Source organism: Vibrio sp. 03-59-1, assembly GCF_013114135.1.
In the GTDB taxonomy this organism is placed as follows: Bacteria; Pseudomonadota; Gammaproteobacteria; order Enterobacterales; family Vibrionaceae; genus Vibrio; species Vibrio cortegadensis.
On sequence record NZ_VTYA01000012.1, the window covers coordinates 1 to 16,729 of the forward strand.

General features: G+C 40.0%; 18 protein-coding genes and 1 pseudogene. 7 read left to right on the forward strand and 12 right to left on the reverse strand.

The genetic code is table 11. From position 1 onward, the window contains the following. The 3 genes and pseudogenes from F0249_RS20250 to F0249_RS13035 all read left to right on the forward strand — a co-directional run. Positions 1-172, forward strand: a pseudogene (locus F0249_RS20250) (transposase); the annotation flags it as partial. 219 nt (positions 173-391) lie between these two features. Next, positions 392-1,051 (forward strand): acetyltransferase, encoded by a 660-nt coding sequence (locus F0249_RS20420; RefSeq protein ID WP_171756940.1) that lies wholly within the window; start codon positions 392-394, stop codon positions 1,049-1,051. A gap of 5 nt (positions 1,052-1,056) precedes the next feature. Continuing rightward, positions 1,057-2,193 (forward strand): acetyl-CoA carboxylase biotin carboxylase subunit family protein, encoded by a 1,137-nt coding sequence (locus F0249_RS13035; RefSeq protein WP_171756941.1) that lies wholly within the window; start codon positions 1,057-1,059, stop codon positions 2,191-2,193. Positions 2,194-2,300: 107 nt separating this feature from the next. Here the strand turns inward: F0249_RS13035 and rfbA are convergent, their stop codons facing one another. The 6 genes from rfbA to F0249_RS13065 all read right to left on the reverse strand — a co-directional run bounded on the left by rfbA (position 2,301) and on the right by F0249_RS13065 (position 8,070). Continuing rightward, positions 2,301-3,167 carry a glucose-1-phosphate thymidylyltransferase RfbA gene (rfbA, locus tag F0249_RS13040; RefSeq protein WP_171756942.1) on the reverse strand — a complete coding sequence of 289 codons (867 nt, stop codon included), beginning with the start codon at positions 3,165-3,167 and terminating at the stop codon, positions 2,301-2,303. A 2-nt stretch (positions 3,168-3,169) separates the two neighbouring features. Then, a complete protein-coding gene (gene rfbB / locus F0249_RS13045) occupies positions 3,170-4,234 on the reverse strand; it encodes a dTDP-glucose 4,6-dehydratase (protein WP_171756943.1) in 1,065 nt (354 codons plus the stop codon). A 92-nt stretch (positions 4,235-4,326) separates the two neighbouring features. Continuing rightward, entirely contained in the window at positions 4,327-4,929 is a 603-nt protein-coding gene (locus F0249_RS13050) for a YrbL family protein (RefSeq protein WP_171756944.1), read from the reverse strand. Between the two features lie 105 nt (positions 4,930-5,034). Continuing rightward, a complete protein-coding gene (locus F0249_RS13055) occupies positions 5,035-6,891 on the reverse strand; it encodes a DUF3413 domain-containing protein (protein ID WP_171756945.1) in 1,857 nt (618 codons plus the stop codon). Positions 6,892-6,900: 9 nt separating this feature from the next. Next, positions 6,901-7,644: a 3-deoxy-D-manno-octulosonic acid kinase gene (locus tag F0249_RS13060; protein ID WP_171756946.1), complete on the reverse strand. Its 744-nt coding sequence runs from the start codon at positions 7,642-7,644 to the stop codon at positions 6,901-6,903. Positions 7,645-7,677: 33 nt separating this feature from the next. Beyond that, a complete protein-coding gene (locus F0249_RS13065) occupies positions 7,678-8,070 on the reverse strand; it encodes a diacylglycerol kinase (RefSeq protein WP_136994049.1) in 393 nt (130 codons plus the stop codon). A gap of 104 nt (positions 8,071-8,174) precedes the next feature. Between F0249_RS13065 and F0249_RS13070 the strand changes: the two genes are divergently transcribed. The 4 genes from F0249_RS13070 to coaD are packed head-to-tail and all read left to right on the forward strand — an operon-like array spanning position 8,175 to position 11,567. Then, positions 8,175-9,233 carry a glycosyltransferase family 9 protein gene (locus F0249_RS13070; RefSeq protein ID WP_171756947.1) on the forward strand — a complete coding sequence of 353 codons (1,059 nt, stop codon included), beginning with the start codon at positions 8,175-8,177 and terminating at the stop codon, positions 9,231-9,233. Then, positions 9,223-10,017, forward strand: coding sequence for a glycosyltransferase family 2 protein (locus F0249_RS13075; protein WP_171756948.1), 795 nt, complete (start codon positions 9,223-9,225; stop codon positions 10,015-10,017). The genes F0249_RS13070 and F0249_RS13075 overlap by 11 nt, the downstream gene beginning before the upstream one ends. Before the next feature lie 36 nt (positions 10,018-10,053). Continuing rightward, a complete protein-coding gene (locus F0249_RS13080; RefSeq protein ID WP_171756949.1) occupies positions 10,054-11,085 on the forward strand; it encodes a glycosyltransferase family 4 protein in 1,032 nt (343 codons plus the stop codon). Next, the gene (gene coaD, locus F0249_RS13085; protein WP_029203324.1) at positions 11,085-11,567 is read left to right on the forward strand and encodes a pantetheine-phosphate adenylyltransferase; all 483 of its coding nucleotides are present in this window, start codon (positions 11,085-11,087) and stop codon (positions 11,565-11,567) included. The genes F0249_RS13080 and coaD overlap by 1 nt, the downstream gene beginning before the upstream one ends. A gap of 73 nt (positions 11,568-11,640) precedes the next feature. Here the strand turns inward: coaD and F0249_RS13090 are convergent, their stop codons facing one another. The 6 genes from F0249_RS13090 to radC all read right to left on the reverse strand — a co-directional run bounded on the left by F0249_RS13090 (position 11,641) and on the right by radC (position 16,661). Then, positions 11,641-13,635: an LTA synthase family protein gene (locus F0249_RS13090; protein ID WP_171756950.1), complete on the reverse strand. Its 1,995-nt coding sequence runs from the start codon at positions 13,633-13,635 to the stop codon at positions 11,641-11,643. Between the two features lie 86 nt (positions 13,636-13,721). Then, entirely contained in the window at positions 13,722-14,531 is an 810-nt protein-coding gene (gene mutM, locus F0249_RS13095; protein ID WP_171756951.1) for a bifunctional DNA-formamidopyrimidine glycosylase/DNA-(apurinic or apyrimidinic site) lyase, read from the reverse strand. A 2-nt stretch (positions 14,532-14,533) separates the two neighbouring features. Continuing rightward, positions 14,534-15,058 (reverse strand): hypothetical protein, encoded by a 525-nt coding sequence (locus F0249_RS13100; RefSeq protein WP_113796399.1) that lies wholly within the window; start codon positions 15,056-15,058, stop codon positions 14,534-14,536. Between the two features lie 201 nt (positions 15,059-15,259). Beyond that, positions 15,260-15,427, reverse strand: coding sequence for a 50S ribosomal protein L33 (gene rpmG, locus F0249_RS13105; protein ID WP_002535344.1), 168 nt, complete (start codon positions 15,425-15,427; stop codon positions 15,260-15,262). Between the two features lie 13 nt (positions 15,428-15,440). Then, the gene (gene rpmB / locus F0249_RS13110; RefSeq protein ID WP_004728407.1) at positions 15,441-15,677 is read right to left on the reverse strand and encodes a 50S ribosomal protein L28; all 237 of its coding nucleotides are present in this window, start codon (positions 15,675-15,677) and stop codon (positions 15,441-15,443) included. Positions 15,678-15,986: 309 nt separating this feature from the next. Beyond that, positions 15,987-16,661 (reverse strand): DNA repair protein RadC, encoded by a 675-nt coding sequence (gene radC / locus F0249_RS13115; protein ID WP_017052177.1) that lies wholly within the window; start codon positions 16,659-16,661, stop codon positions 15,987-15,989. Positions 16,662-16,729 lie beyond the last annotated feature (68 nt).

Here is a 16,729-nt window from a genome sequence, read left to right on the forward strand (position 1 = left end):
GCATTTTGATTTTCAAGCCAACAGCATTAAACACCGCCGAGTCCTATCAATACCTCGCCTGGGAAGGGAGGTTCGGAATCATCGGCGATATCAAATTAACGAATATCAATACCAGTGGGGAATGTTCGAATATCAAAGGTTGACACACAATGCAGGGCTGGGGAAATTATGAGGGGATCCGTCAGCTTTTAAACAACCCCAGAAACAACAAAAATCACATATCGCACAACAAGTCAACAAAAAAACCTTTGGGTCAAAGTAAGTCCCATATTAAATACTCATAATTCAAGCATTACTGACATTAGGATTATGCTATTATTATCTAAAAATTCTGTATGGCATAGTTAATACTAGAAATTCAGATTATTTTGATATCAAAAAGTGAGGTACTGTGGGTATTGTAATATACGGATATGGTCAATATGCAAATATGATTAAATATTTATTAAAAAAAGAAATGGGAATTGATGTTTTAGCATTCTGTGTTGATGATAATTATATAAAAAAAACAATACAGGATGGGGTTCCAATTATTCCATTTTCCAAAATAGATAATATACTACCCCCTAAAAAATTTAAAATGTTTGTTGCTGTTGGTTACTCAGTCATGAGAAATAGGAAAATAATGTTCGACAATGCAATATCAAAAGGATATGAATTTATCAATTTGATCAGCAAACACTCAAGCATTGATGAAAATATAAAAATCGGAAGAAATAATATAATTTTACAAGGTTCTCAAATTGAACCATTCGTTGAAATAGGAGACAACAATATAATTTGGTCTTCAACGAACCTTTGTCATGATGTAAAAATTGGACATCATAATTTTATCGCGTCAAAATCCTTAATTGGTGGAAATACTACTATTGAAAATAATTGTTTCTTGGGGTTTAATTCTACGATTACAAATGGTTTAACAATAAAAAATGAAACTTTAATAGGCGCAGGAAGTTTAGTTCTACATAACACAGATGAAGCATCTAAATACATTTCAACACCTGCAATAAAAGTAGGTACTCACTTCGAAAGTGGAATAATAATTGAGTGATAAATATGAATAAAATTGCAATAATTGGAGCAAATGAATATCAAAGGCGCTTAATAAGAAAAGCAATAGAAATGAAACTTGAAGTTCATGTTTTTTCATGGCTTCATGATAGAAAACATATTAATAGTGATATTTCATTCCATGAAGTAGACGTAAGGATGATAGATAAAATCTTATCAATATGTAAGAGTGTTGATATTGATGGTGTTTGTAGTATTTCGTCAGATTTAACTAATATAACAGTAAACTATATCTGTAATAAATTATCGCTTCCAAGTAATCCTCCCAACGTCTTAAGGTTAACAACAAATAAGTACCTGATGAGAGAGGAATTACTAAATAATAACGCTCCTGTTCCTTTATTCAGTAGCAATAAAGATAATATTAATTTTAACTTCCCAATGATAGTAAAGCCAACTGATCGTTCTGGTAGTCGTGGGGTGACAAAAGTTACCTCTAAATCCGATTTATCAGAAGCTATAAAGCGCAGTTCTCAGGAATCATTCTCAAATGAAATTATAATCGAAGAGTACATTGAAGGACGTGAATATAGTGTGGAATCTTTTACCTTAGATGGAAAACATAATATATTGCAAGTAACTGAAAAATTCACGACAAATGCACCAAATTTTATTGAGCGAGGTCATTTGTCTCCGGCAAGAATAAATAACGAAATAAAAGAAAAAATTTTTAACGTCATAAAAAAATCATTAAATATTTTAGGCATTATTACAGGGCCGGCTCACTCTGAAATTAGAATTAATAACCAAGGAGATATTAAAATAATTGAAATAGCATCTCGAATAGGAGGGGATTTTATCGGTTCTGACCTAGTGATTAATAGCACTGGCATTGACTATTTACAACTAGAAATAAAGAGATCACTAAGTATAAATATTGACAAATCCGAACTTCAACAAAAATCCCTAAATAACATAATGTCATATTTTTTCTTTAGCAATGAAGACCAACTGAATTTTAACAATATAAGACACATAGTGAAATTAATCGATTATAAAATCATCAACAAACCGAAGTTAAAGGTAACAGATAGTTCTCATCGATTTGGCTATGCCGTTTTTGAAGTAAATACTAGTGATATCGAACTAGTAATAAAAAAATTAAACTTGGATAAAAATTAAATATACATGATCGTTTCCTTGTTTAATATTTTATTAATAATTCAGGCATCTATGCTGCCTGAATTATTAAGTAGCGATTACGAAAGGATTACAATATTAACTATGCACTACTCATTTAACAGTGCTAGCAAGTACTGCCCATAATCATTTTTCTGTAATGCTTTTCCAGCGACCATCACTTGCTCACTAGTTAACCAATCATTCCTATAGGCAATTTCTTCCAAGCAAGCAACTTTTAGCCCTTGTACACCCTCAATCGTTTGAACAAAAGAGGAGGCTTCTTGTAAGCTTTCATGAGTTCCCGTATCTAGCCAAGCAAAACCGCGACCTAGCAATTGGACATTCAACTTCCCTAAATCTAGGTACATTTGATTTAAAGTGGATATCTCTAATTCACCTCGCGCTGAAGGTTTTACTTTTTTCGCTAACTCAACAACTTGATTATCATAAAAATACAATCCCGTGACTGCATAGTCTGATTTAGGAATAACAGGTTTCTCTTCGATCGATAACGCCTGCATTTGTGAATCAAATTCTACAACACCAAACCGCTCGGGATCTTTCACCTTATAACCAAAGACAGTCGCCCCTGTTTCTCGTGATGCCGCTCGTTGCAAAATAGGTGTAAAACCTTGACCATAAAAAACATTATCACCAAGAACTAAGCAAACTGAGTCATCGCCGATAAAGTCTTCGCCTATGATAAAAGCTTGAGCTAAACCATCAGGGCTTGGTTGAACGGCATATTCAAGTTCAATGCCAAAGTCGCTCCCATCACCTAAAAGCCTTTTAAATCCATCCTGATCTTCAGGAGTGGTGATCACGAGAATCTCTCGAATCCCAGCCAGCATTAATACTGACAACGGGTAATAGATCATAGGCTTATCATAAACAGGCAATAGCTGCTTAGAGACGCCACGAGTCAAAGGGTAAAGCCGCGTACCAGATCCACCCGCTAGAATTATTCCTTTCATCTTTACAGCCCTCCCCCTAAACGCTCTAAGCTATAAGAGCCATCAAGCACTCGGCTCCACCACTCTTTATTTGATAAATACCACTCAACGGTTTTACGAATTCCGGATTCAAAAGTCTCTTGCGGAGTCCAATTCAACTCACTCGCAATTTTTGTAGCATCAATTGCGTAGCGAACATCATGACCAGGGCGGTCTGTTACATAGGTAATTAAATCTTGATAATGCGCTACACCTTGTGGCTTATTAGGTCGCAACTCTTCTAGAAGCGAACAAATAGTTTGAACGACTTCTATGTTCGCTTTTTCGTTATGACCACCAATATTGTAGGTTTCACCAACCTCTCCTTCTGTCACCACTTTATATAGCGCACGAGCATGATCTTCGACATATAACCAATCTCGAATTTGCATTCCGTTGCCATATACAGGAAGTGGCTTTCCCTCAAGAGCATTTAAGATCATTAGAGGAATCAGCTTTTCTGGAAAGTGATAAGGTCCATAGTTATTTGAACAATTAGTCACAAGAGTGGGGAAACCATAAGTCCGCTGCCAAGCTCGAACTAAATGATCGCTGGAAGCTTTTGATGCAGAATAAGGGCTACTTGGGGCATATGATGTGTTTTCTGTAAATAGATCATCCGTGCCTTCTAGGTCACCATAGACTTCATCTGTTGAGATGTGGTGGAATTTAAAAGCTGACTTGCGGGTATCATTAAGCTGTAACCAATAGCGGCGAGCAGCTTCAAGTAAGGTATACGTGCCTAAAATATTCGTTTCAATAAAGGCTGCTGGTCCATCAATTGAGCGATCAACATGCGATTCTGCGGCAAGGTGCATTACCAGATCTGGTTGATGTTGACTAAAAACTTGATCAAGAGATTCTCTGTCACATATATCAACCTGCTCAAATGAATAACGAGGATTATCCATAATATCGGCAAGGGAATCTAAATTACCAGCGTAGGTAAGCTTATCTAGATTCACCACGGTATCACTCGTTGCATTAATTATATGGCGCACAACGGCTGAACCTATAAAGCCGGCACCTCCGGTAACTAAAATCTTCATGTCAAACCTTATAGTTTTTTTGATTATCGAATAAGTGGATCGTCACCTTGATGATGGAAATCATCAGATCTCTAATTTATGAGCGGTGATGCTTAAGTTTCAATATATCGAGTATAAAAATCTTTTTGGTATGTCTTCACCGACGGGTTTAGCAATTTACTCATAAACTGCTCCCATTTTCTTTCTATTTTCCTTCGGCCTAGCCACGGAATATAGTTTGATAAAGGAATGAATTCTGCAGCACCAAAACCATCTATCATATAAATTCTTAGCTCATCGTTCTTTTGCCTGACAAGCAGGTTACTCATAACCAAATCACTAGGGATAATATGGTTTTCTATTAAGTAATCTCTGAATATCGCTAACTGCTCATAAAATGCATCCATTTCTGCATAAGTTCTTTCTTCAACAATATAGAAGTGCAATGTTTTAGAGATAGATCCAGAGTCATCGAGTATCACCTCTTGCTCCACACCTATTAGATCAGCTTGTTCTATAACCTGATACATTTTCGGGATATGTGTAAAAGGGCATGATTTTTTATTCAATAAACTAAAATATTTGATCTCTTTCAAAGATTGCTTTGCGTTGCTCTTACGGCTCACTTTTATACAACGGGATTTATCCTCAGGATCCTGATAACAAGTTCGTTCTCTACCCTTTCCAATGACTTCCCATTGGGTAAAATCACGCATTCATTGACCTCTTAATTCCAGCTTTTGTATCACTATATCTACCGCCCTTACTGAAAATTAGATGCGTAGTAAGGGCCGTAATTACGATTGCTTGTATTAAAAAAACTACTTCCTAAAGCGACTGATCTTCTCGAGCGCTTGCTGGACGTATTGATAGTTCATGGTTTCGCCTTTTAGTGGTCGATAAGAGCTATCAAGAATTTGAGATTGCCCCGTACCATTTACTTCAATGATCACATCATCATAGATAATAGCGTATCCACTGTAACTTGAACTCATGATCCAGTCGCGTTTCACCTTGTCACCAAACAAATCAGCACCTGTAGAGTAGCTTTCAACTTCACCCGTTGACCCTAAATAATGGTTCATTAATGTAGGAGCTACATCTTCATGGGAAGTGGTCAGTTTCGCATTATCAGCCAATTGACCAACAGAACTGACGCCTGGGCCGAACATCACAAATGGCACATGGGTTTGAGCGCGAGTGAAGTTGCTGTTGTGTCCCCAGTAGTTTTGTTTGTTGTCATTCATCTCTTGACTGTGATCACCAGTGATAATAACAAGTGTATTTTCCAAATCACCTGCTGCTTTGAGTTTATCTAAAGCACGTTTCACTTGGGTATCGACATAACGAACACTGGTTTTGTAGCGATTAATGAAACCTTCTCTATCAGAATCATTATCTAGTTCAAGATAATCAACCCTATCAATCATCGGCTCATATTTATGCTCAAAATCAGCCGGGAAGTCATAGCCGTGTGGCGCATCATAAAATAAGAATGAAAATGCTGGCTTACTTTTATCGCGTTTATCATACCAATCCATCCAATCTTCCGTTAAACGTTTATCACGAGCGGATGGGGATCGACCAATAGAGGTAACGCGTATATCTGGCACATTTACGAATACAGTTTGGTGGAACTCTGGGCTCGTTAGGCGAGCAGCTGAGAATAGACCTAGTTGGTAATCAAGCTCTTGTAATCTATCAACCAATACTGGTGACTGTTGGTTGGCAAGGAAGCCGTGCCAATAAGTTCCAGGCAGCCCATAAAATAGACCAAAGATACCAGTACGAGTAGCGTTACCGGTTGCGATATGATCCTGGAACATTACACCATTTTTCGCGTATTCCCACATATATGGTGTGTTATCTGCGTTAAAGGTATCCGCTCTCCATGAATCGACTACAACGAGTAAGATATTGGTTGGTGCTTCTACAGCATTAAATTTCACTGGCGTCAGTGGATAATTTAAGTCACTTTTCGGACGAATACTCATCGCTTTTTGTTGTTGGATTGCTTTGAGATCGATCCAACCTCTTTTTTCCATAAACGAGTTTGCTGTTGCAGGATAAAAAACCGGAAGGTAACGCTTAACCATAGTGACAGGCTGATAAACATTTGCCGCCGCCCAGATATGGGTAACATTGGTTATTAATAACGTAATAAACGTCACCCAAGCAAATTTCTTACCGAGTTTGTAACGATTTAATGGCGCTTGTCTCACTGGGTTATTACTGCGTTCTAGCCAAGTTACTACTGCAAATTGAGCAGCAAGCAAAACCAACACGCCACCAATAACGGTTAACCACGTCACTAATGGAAAACTCACCACCTGTCCAGACAATACAAGGTCAAGAACGACCGCATTTATATGAAAACGGTATTGGGCAAAGACAATCGTATCAATGAACAAAACAGCAATGCCTAAGGAAGCAATAACCGCTTGAACAAGGTTTCTACCACGCTTAGGCAACAGCAAAGCAGGCATAGAGATCAAACCGATCAATGCCGCGAGCAATACCATTTGGCTAAAGGTTCCAGCGAACAGAAACACAATAGTAAGAGAGTCGGATGGGAACTCAGGTAAAAATGCGTAGTAACGGCAAGCAATCGCAATGGCCACTAGCGCATTAAAGAGAATAAACCAGCCATGCGCATGAAGTTTTTGCTTAAACGGCATTGAATCTTCCTATACTGAACGTGATGATTGACGACCAGCACCACGCTGATAGCCACTAAATAAATACTGGAACTCAGGTTCGTCCCATTGAATATTACGTTTTTTCTGTTCTTTCTTAAACGAGCGCAGCAAACGATCTAGGTTACTTTGCTTCCATCTCCCATTTGATACGACCGGCTCTTGGGCACATTTATCGAAATCGATAATCCACACCTTGTTCTGTCCATCGATTAAGATATTGTGGATATTAAGATCGGTGTGATTCACGTTTGCCTGATGCATTTTCGCGACTTCGCAACCAATAGAAACATATTCATCTCTGCTCAATGATCTTGTTTGTAATATATCCACTAAATCCTTGGCGTTGGGTATTTTTTCACTTAACAAATCAGCTTTATAGGTTAAGCCCATTTTTGTCACGCGTGCTGCGATTGGCTTAGGTACATTTACGCCTGCATCAATTAACAGATGGAGTAGGTTAAATTCTTCAGCACTACGCGACTGGTTCCAGTCAGTAAACCAGTACTGATCCTTAACTAACTTACCAAACAAGCCACCACGTCGATAATGGCGCAAAGCAGCTTGCATAGTTTCAAGCTGCACAAACCAAGTCGTTCCTCGACCAGTCGCGCTACCTGTTACTTTGCTTTGTTCATGCCAATATTCCGCGTCGAAAACACGTTCAACCGGTTCTTTGAGTAGTTGGTCATCAAACCAAAATGCTTGGTTAGCCATTACGATATGTTGAATCATATTAGGTGCTATAAACCGATAATTAAGTCAGTGCTATAAATGAAAGTAATGGCTAACAATGATCGTCAACCAAATAAAACCGGCGAGAACCAATGCAACTAAAACCGCAGAAGAACCGATATCCTTTGCTCGGCCACTGAGTTCATGGTGCTCAACGCCGATACGATCGACAACCGCTTCAATCGCAGAGTTAATCAACTCTACAATCAACACAAGCACAACTGAACTTAACATCACAAGACGTTCTAGCATCGTCACATCAAGCCAACATAACAACAGAATAGCAACCACTAATAGACCAAGCTCTTGTCGAATGGCAGCTTCATGCTTAAAAGCGGCTTTTAACCCCTGTATAGAGTAACCAGTGGCCTTAATTACACGTTTAATACCAGTATTACCCGGTTTTCCTTGATTCACCTGTGTCATAGTTCTCTATTCTGTCTTTTGTTAAATAGGTCTAGTGCGCGCTATTTTACATTTATCTCGTCTATCTGCATAATCTTAGCCAATTAATTTTATGAGCCTTCATTATGCCTCTCTTTTCTCAAGCGCCTGATTCTGTCTGTTTTTTACGGCTTTCCGCTATTGGTGATGTTTGCCATGCCGTTTCAGCGATCCAAGCTTTGCAAAGCCATTGGCCTGAGACAAAAATCACTTGGATTATCGGTAAAGTAGAAGCTCAGCTACTTGACGGCCTCGATGGCGTTGAGCTCATTGTTTTTGATAAGAAAACGGGCCTCTCAGGCATGATGCAAGTATGGCAACAATTAAAAGACCGCAAGTTTGATGCTTTAGTTCACATGCAGTTAGCATTAAGAGCCAGCTTTCTAACGACTGGCATCAAAGCCAAATATAAAGTGGGATTTAATTTTAAACGTGCCAAAGAAGGACAATGGCTATTTACCAATAAGAAAATACCGGATACTCAATCACAACATGTTCTCGATAGTTTTTTCTCTTTTATCCATTATTTAGGTGTACCACCAAGTGCTCCCAACTGGCAACTACCGATTACTCAGCAAGACTTTGATGCTGCCAACAAGCTTCTCCAACAATTACCAACAATTTTAGTTTGTCCTGCGGCCAGTAAAGACGAACGCAATTGGCTAACAGAGCGTTATGCTCAATTCGCAGATCATGTGATTGAGCAGGGGTATCAAGTGGCTTTATGCGGATCTCCCTCACAAAGAGAACAACAACTCACGCAAGCCATTCAAAGCAAGATGAAACATAGTGCTCTTAACTTAGTCGGGAAGACCACATTAAAACAGCTGACGGCTATGATTAAGCTTTCAGATTTAGTTTTAGCGCCTGACTCTGGCCCTGCTCATCTAGCCACCACTCAAGGCACTCCGGTTATCGGCTTGTATGGACACAGTAATCCAAAACGAACAGGCCCATATAATAATTTACACAATGTGGTTAGCGTCTATGATTTATTCGCAGAGCAACAACACAATAAACCTGTCGAGCAATTAGCTTGGAGCACTCGAGTAAAAGGTGATCACGTGATGGCAGAGATTTCACTTGAAGCAGTGATCCAGTCATTTGAACAAATAACAAAAGGTAACGACTCAGATGCCCAATAGCAATACACCTACCATCGCGGTTGCACTTATCGTTAAAAACGAAGCACAAAATCTTGATGCCTGCTTGCGAACTGTCACTGATTGGGTTGATGAAATCGTAATCTTAGATTCAGGCAGCAGTGATGACACGAAAAATGTCGCCCTTAAATACACCGACAAATTTTATGTTAATGAGAATTGGCCTGGGTTTGGGCCTCAACGAAGAATTGCTCAGCAGTATATAGAGTCCGATTTCGTGTTATGGCTAGATGCTGATGAACGAGTCACTCCAGAATTAAAACTGAGTATCCAGCAAGCCGTAAATACCAATGAAAAGAATACGTTATATAGTATCTGCCGTCTAAATTGGGTGTTTGGTCGCTATATCCGCCATTGTGGTTGGTATCCTGACAATGTTGTTCGTCTCTACCCAACGCAACTTACCCAATACAACGATGCTCAAGTGCACGAAAAAGTGGAAGTTACTCAGGGGATGCAGATAAAGCAACTCGATGGAGATGCCATCCACTTTACTTATAATGATTTACAGCATTATTTAAGGAAGTCGAACTCGTATGCTTTAGCCTGGAGTGCAGATAAAGCAAAACAAGGTAAGAAAGGAAGATTTTCTCAAATCATTACTCATTCCATCGCCTGTTTCATTAAAATGTATATCATTAAAGCTGGTTTTCTCGACGGCAAACAAGGATTACTGCTTTCGCTTCTATCAACGCATTATACCATCATCAAATATGCGGATTTGTGGATCCGAACATCGGCTAAAAAACCAGATCAAGCATTCTAAAGCCAATCTTAAACTATTGATAGATAAGGACCAAACATGCACATTTGCCATGTTAACTTAGCAACGGGGTTTAGTGGTGGTGAAAGACAAAATTTAGTGCTAATTAAACACCAAATTGAAATGGGTTATGACATAACGGTTGTTGCTCACCCCAGAAGCCCTTTTTATGATGAAGTAAAAAAATTGCCATGTCGGTTATTTCCTACCAAACATTTTTTATTCAATCATAGGCGATGTATTACTAATGATTGCACGGTGATGCATGTCCATGAAGGGCGAGCTATCTACTGGGCGTATATACAAAAATTGTTGTTTGGAACTCAATATATAATAACAAGAAGAATTGATAACCCATTAAAAAACAAAAGATTATCACGGATGGCATATGCTGCTGCTGCTCATATTACCGGTGTGAGTAATAAAGTAGTTGAAGTGGTATTAGGGCGTCATCCTGATGCTAAGTGTTCTTTCATTCCCGACTCTCCTGCGCGTTATTCCTACGATCCTGTTGCTGTACAAAAAATAAGAGAGCAGTTTAGCCATAAATTTTTAGTCATAAAAGCCGCTAAAATGTACCCTCATAAGGGGTTTGATGTCGCGATAAACGCGGCAAAAGAGCTGCAATCTCAAACAGATATCCACTTTGCTTTGCTTGGCGATGGGCCAGAAGAAGAATCACTTCAGCAGTTAGCACATGATATCGGCAACGTATCTTTAGTAGGCAATCAACCGAATATTGGAGATTGGTTCGAGGCGGCAGATTTATTAATTCATACCTCCTACACTGAAGGGATGGGATCGGTAATTCTTGAAGCGATGGCTGCAGGCCTTCCTGTTATAGGCTCCAAAGCCGGAGGGATACCTGACGTAATCCAAGATAGCGTTTCTGGATTATTATTTGATGTAGGGGATGCTGCGCAACTGAGTCAACTCATACAAAAGATCAAACAATCTGACGAACTCTATGAGCAACTCAAGTTAGGCGCCAAGAACAACTTAATTAAGTTTGAAATAGAAACAACAGCACAAGAATATGAAATCATATATCAACAAATAGAGCGTGGATGATGACCAAAAAAGTTTTATACCCAGGAACGTTTGATCCTATGACTAACGGTCATTTGGATTTAATCGAACGCGCGGCCAGTATGTTTGATGAGGTCATTATTGCGGTCGCGGCAAGTCCAAGCAAAAACACCATGTTTACCTTGGAAGAGCGTGTTGAGTTCTGTAAACAAATAACCCAACACCTAGATAACGTTTCAGCTCAAGGCTTCAGCGGGTTAATGGTGGACTTTGCAAAACAGGTCAATGCGAATGTGCTGATCCGAGGCTTACGTACCACCGTCGATTTTGAGTACGAATTTGGTCTTACGAATATGTATCGCCGCCTAATGCCAGGGCTTGAGAGTGTGTTTTTAACGCCAGCAGAAGAGTACTCTTTCATCTCTTCAACCATTGTTAGAGAAGTTGCCATCCATGGTGGTGATGTATCGCAGTTTGTACCTAAAATAATTGCGGATGCTCTACACGCTAAAAATGGCGATTAGCAAAAAGCAAAAAGCAAAAAGCAAAAAACTGTAAAGGCACAGCTTTGTTTTAAAACTGTGCCTCTAACTTCTCTTAATTGTCTTTACCAATAACTACCTGCGAACGTAAATAGTAGTCCTGAAGCTTACGGTACTCTTCACTCCAATCCGCATCTACATTTTCCGTCGTCACTGGATCAGACTTCAAACTGGATAAATCTTTCCATGGATATAACTTTTCAGGCTGAGAATTAGCATAAGAACCTAGGTCATGGACACTTCGAGATGCGTTATAACCAATATTACTAATCGCATTGGATGACAACAAATTCTCACCTCCCAGAGAGACGTAAGATTGATCCGATAAGCTAAAATTATACAACGTAGGAAACACATCTCGATGGGAACCGATTCGATTACGATCAAAACGATAATCAGAATGTTCCAATATCACATCTGGCACATACATATAAAATGGAACGCCAAACGTTAAGCCAAACTCACTCGCCGTCTCTGTTTCTAGATATCGCACACGGTGATCACCAGACGCGGCTACAATCGTCTTACTTCCTAACTCAGAGCCTTTAATCCCTTGAACAAATTGGCCTAGTGAATCATTCGAATACTGATACGTTTCCAGTAAAGCATGCGCTTGATCTTCCATAGGCCCAAGCAGTGTTGTTAACCGTTCACTTACTTTCACTGGCTTAGGCTGATAATCAGCTGGCGCTCTAAATGGAGAGTGATTGGTGACCGTCATGATGTAAATCATCAACGGTTTTTCAGCTTCATCTAGCAACTTACGAGCAAACTTGAACGTATACTCATCGGGAACACCCCAAGTATCAGCGTACTCTTCTGCCGCTGGGAACGCTTTTTTGATGCTGTTTTCATCGTAAACCGTATCAAAACCTTGGCGTGGTAAATAATTCGCCAAATTACGCCACATACTGTTGCCACCATAAATAAACACCACCTCGTAACCAGCCTGTTTATAAGGCAATACCGCCGAACTTGGTAGCACCACCTTCTGAGCACTTGAATGGCTAATGGTCGGTATATTACTGTGGAACAGCATCATGACGATGCTATCAATGGTTGCGGATGTTCCGGCAAGAAAGCGCTTAAATACAAAATCTTGCTCAAAGCCTTCACGTAACGAGCCAAGTAGGTCGTTATTACTCGCGTCATCCTCAATAAGCACATTCATCCCCATCCCTTCCATCAACGCCATTACAACGTTGGGCTTATTTGCTTCTAAATAATCATTTTTAGGGGTTTGATAAACTGGGGTTGGTTGGCCTAACACTTTCAACATCTGAGCTTCAACGGCTTCGGCTGAAATAGGTTCAAATTTGGACTGCTTCTTATAGTCACTTTTTGCCCAATCGAGCGCCATAAATGCATTGGGAGTAATTATGTTCAACGCTTTGTACTGAGAAACATTCGCGTGATAACGCTTAAGCGGCAAAGTACCAATCGAACCACGAGCAATCACCACATAGACTAAAATAGTCAACACAACAGAGACAGTAGTAACTGCCCAATGACGCTTCTTACTCCACTGCCACTTTTCCGCTCGGCATAACAGCTTAGCGGTACCTAGAAATGCTAAAGCAGAAATAGCAATTGACGCTAAAAATGAGCGAATTATCGGGTAATCTTCCCACGCATTTTCCAGCACGGCTTTCGTATCATCATCAAACAAACCAAACACGAAAACATCAATGTAGCTACCATATGTCACATAGTAATAGTAATTACCGATTGAGAAGGCCGCTAAGAGAAAGAAAATAAGAGCGACATAACTTGGAATACCACGAGAGAAACGTTGATATACCTTTGGGAAAGCACCAACACTCAACCCAATAAGTAATAGAGGCGCAAAAGCGATAGAGACAATTTTCGCATCAAATCGAGCTCCAACAATAAAGGCTTGCCACACATCACTACTTAAACCAACCAATTGCTCAAATTCAACAATTTGGCTAAAGAAAAGACCACGGGCGAGAGACAAGAGAATAAGGCCACCCAAAACCAAGGTCGAGATCACTCGAATCAGGTGGCGAAAGTTATGCTGGAAGTTCATGATAAATCACTTATAAGGTGTAGATATAATTCAAATATTTTAAGCTCTGCAATATAGCACATTATTTAATCTTGTTTATGTGAGGTTCACTTCTGGCACCCTTCACAGAAAAAAGTATTACGTTGGGCAATTTTTTGCTCTTGCAGTATTGACCCACATTTAGGACACGGCTCTCCACCTTTACCATAAACCTGAAGCTCTTGAGCAAAATACCCCGGTTTACCATCCGCTTGAGAAAAATCTTTTAGCGTTGTCCCACCTTGCTTAATTGCGGTAGCAAGTACTTGCTTAATGTCATGAACGAATCGAGTCCATTCAAGCAGAGAAAGGCTATTTGCAGGTCGTAAAGGATGAATGTGAGCATTGAAGAGTGATTCGTTAGCGTAGATATTACCGACGCCAACCACCACTTTGTTATCCATAATGAATTGTTTTACCGCAACCCGCTTTTTTTTCGCTTTATCCATTACATACTCAGGATAAAAATCATCAGTTAACGGTTCTGGCCCACAATTATCTAGCACGGAATGAGATTCATCAGGTGCACACCACAACCAAGCCCCAAAGCGGCGTGGATCGTTATAACGAAGTACTTTTCCATTAGTTAACTTGAGATCCACATGATCATGTTTATCTGCAGGAAAATCATTGTCGAGTACTCGTAATGATCCCGACATACCCAAATGGACTATCGCAGAGCCTTCATCGGTATTAATTAACAAGTATTTCGCACGACGAGTGATGCTATTAACCACTTTGCCATGTAATAAATGAATCTCTTCCGGTATCGGCCAGCGCAGTTTGGGCTGGCGAACAATAATCTTATCAATGGTTTCACCCACTAGGTGAGGCGAAATTCCCATTTTACTGACTTCAACTTCTGGTAATTCAGGCATGGTTATTCACTGGCCTCCATAGGGAATAGGAAATCTTTCTCTACCGAGATCGCAATCCACTCACCTTGCCAATTTTTTAATAACCAAAATTGAGGCGCTTGATAGTAAGTGATCCTCTGAGGCTCTTCCTGATCTTCATACCACACTTCAACCGTTTTAGGGTTATTCAACAGTGGTTTCAAACCATTGTAAGTCTCTGAATCAACGTTAGTTCCAACCAGTTCACGCCACCTTTCAACTAACACTTTCGGAGCGACTTCTGTTGGCAAGCTTGATCGCCATCGCCCTTGATTTTGCTCTAATGACCATTGATTAAAGTGCAATGCCTGAACGTCACTGTTTGGATCCAGTAAATAGGGATAACGACTGATCGGCTCTTCTACTAAATAAGTTTTAATCACCGAAGGTAGGTTTAACACCGCCATGAAAGCAACAACACTTAAAATTAAGATATTGTTCCAACGACGGCGACGGGCTGGGCGATTCAATGGCTGCTCCTTGCGGCTAAAGTCGGCAAAAACGATCATATTTAATAAGATCATCTATTCGGTATGAGAGTAAATTTAACATAGAAACATTGGAACGAACAAAATCTCATCGAGAGTCTGAAGCTCATTAACACCATAATAGAAATAAGAGTGTTGCCGATAAGCGAAACTTGAATTTTGGGTATAAAAAAACCCAACTCGAAAGCTGGGTTTTTATCTATTTACATCGAAGGAAATCAATTACTTGATTTTAGCTTCTTTGTACATAACGTGCTGGCGAACTACTGGATCAAATTTCTTGATCTCAAATTTGCCTGGCATGTTACGCTTGTTTTTGTCAGTTGTGTAGAAGTGACCTGTTCCAGCAGAAGATACTAGACGGATTTTCTCACGAATGCCTTTAGCCATTGCTTAATTCCTCTTAAACGTTTTCGCCACGTGCACGGATATCAACAAGAACAGCATCGATGCCTTTCTTATCAATAATACGCATGCCTTTAGCAGTTAGACGTAGTTTAACAAAACGTTTTTCGCTCTCTACCCAAAAACGGTGAGTTTGTAGGTTCGGCAGAAAACGACGCTTGGTAGCATTTCGTGCGTGCGAACGGTTGTTACCCGTTACTGGACGCTTACCAGTTACTTGGCATACTCGGGACATGAATGTCTCTCCAAATCGTTTCAGCTCGATATCAACCTTGGTGGCCGAACCTCTCTATCAATTATGAAAATAGAGGTAAAACCATTATGGAAAATCCATTCAAGGCTATCAAAGGTCGCGCATTATACTAACTTGATATGCATTGCTCAAGACCCGAACAGATCCTTTTGACGGATTTCGTGATCTTTTTTTGAGCAAGGCGGCTTTCAATGAGTAATTGAGCTGATTTAGGTTCAAAAATTAGTGGGCGAATAATAGCAGATTCTGACGATGTCACAACCTAAAATGTGAAATAGATCTACGTCATGTTTACATCCACCCTCTTTCGGCAAAAGAGACGACCTCTCCATCCCCTACAACAAAGTGATCAAGTATCCGAATATCAACAAGTTCCATCGCTTCACACAGCCTTCTGGTGATTCTTCGATCCGCCTGACTGGGCTCTGCAACACCACTTGGATGGTTGTGTGCCAGTATTAAAGCGGCAGAATTATGATAAAGCGCGCGTTTAACCACTTCTCTTGGGTACACAGAGGCAGCGTCAATCGTTCCTTCAAACATAACTTCATCACGAATGACACGATGCTGGTTGTCTAGAAACAATATATAGAACGCTTCTCTCTGCCTATCACGCAACACACTCGATAGATAAAGCTTCGTCTGTTCCGGGCTGGTTAGTGCATCCCCTCGCTTCAGCGTTTCTGCTAAATAGCGTTGGGTCATCTCGACGATGGCTTGTAACTGGACATATTTTGCAGAGCCAAGCCCCTTATGACGACAAAACTCCTCCTCCGTCGAGGAAAATAGCCGCCTAAGTGAGCCAAAGTCTTTAATTAAAAAGTCGGCAAGCTCAAGAACATTCATCCCTTTCGTACCCGTACGTAGAAAAATAGCGAGAAGCTCTGCATCAGTGAGTGAGTGGGGACCATGATTGAGTAACTTCTCACGTGGCATAGATTCAGCTGGAATGGATTTTAGGCTCATATAAGCTCCCTAAGTTTTCACTATAGGAAACAGATTCGGCGAAGGTTGCAATTTTCCTTCGCCGTTAT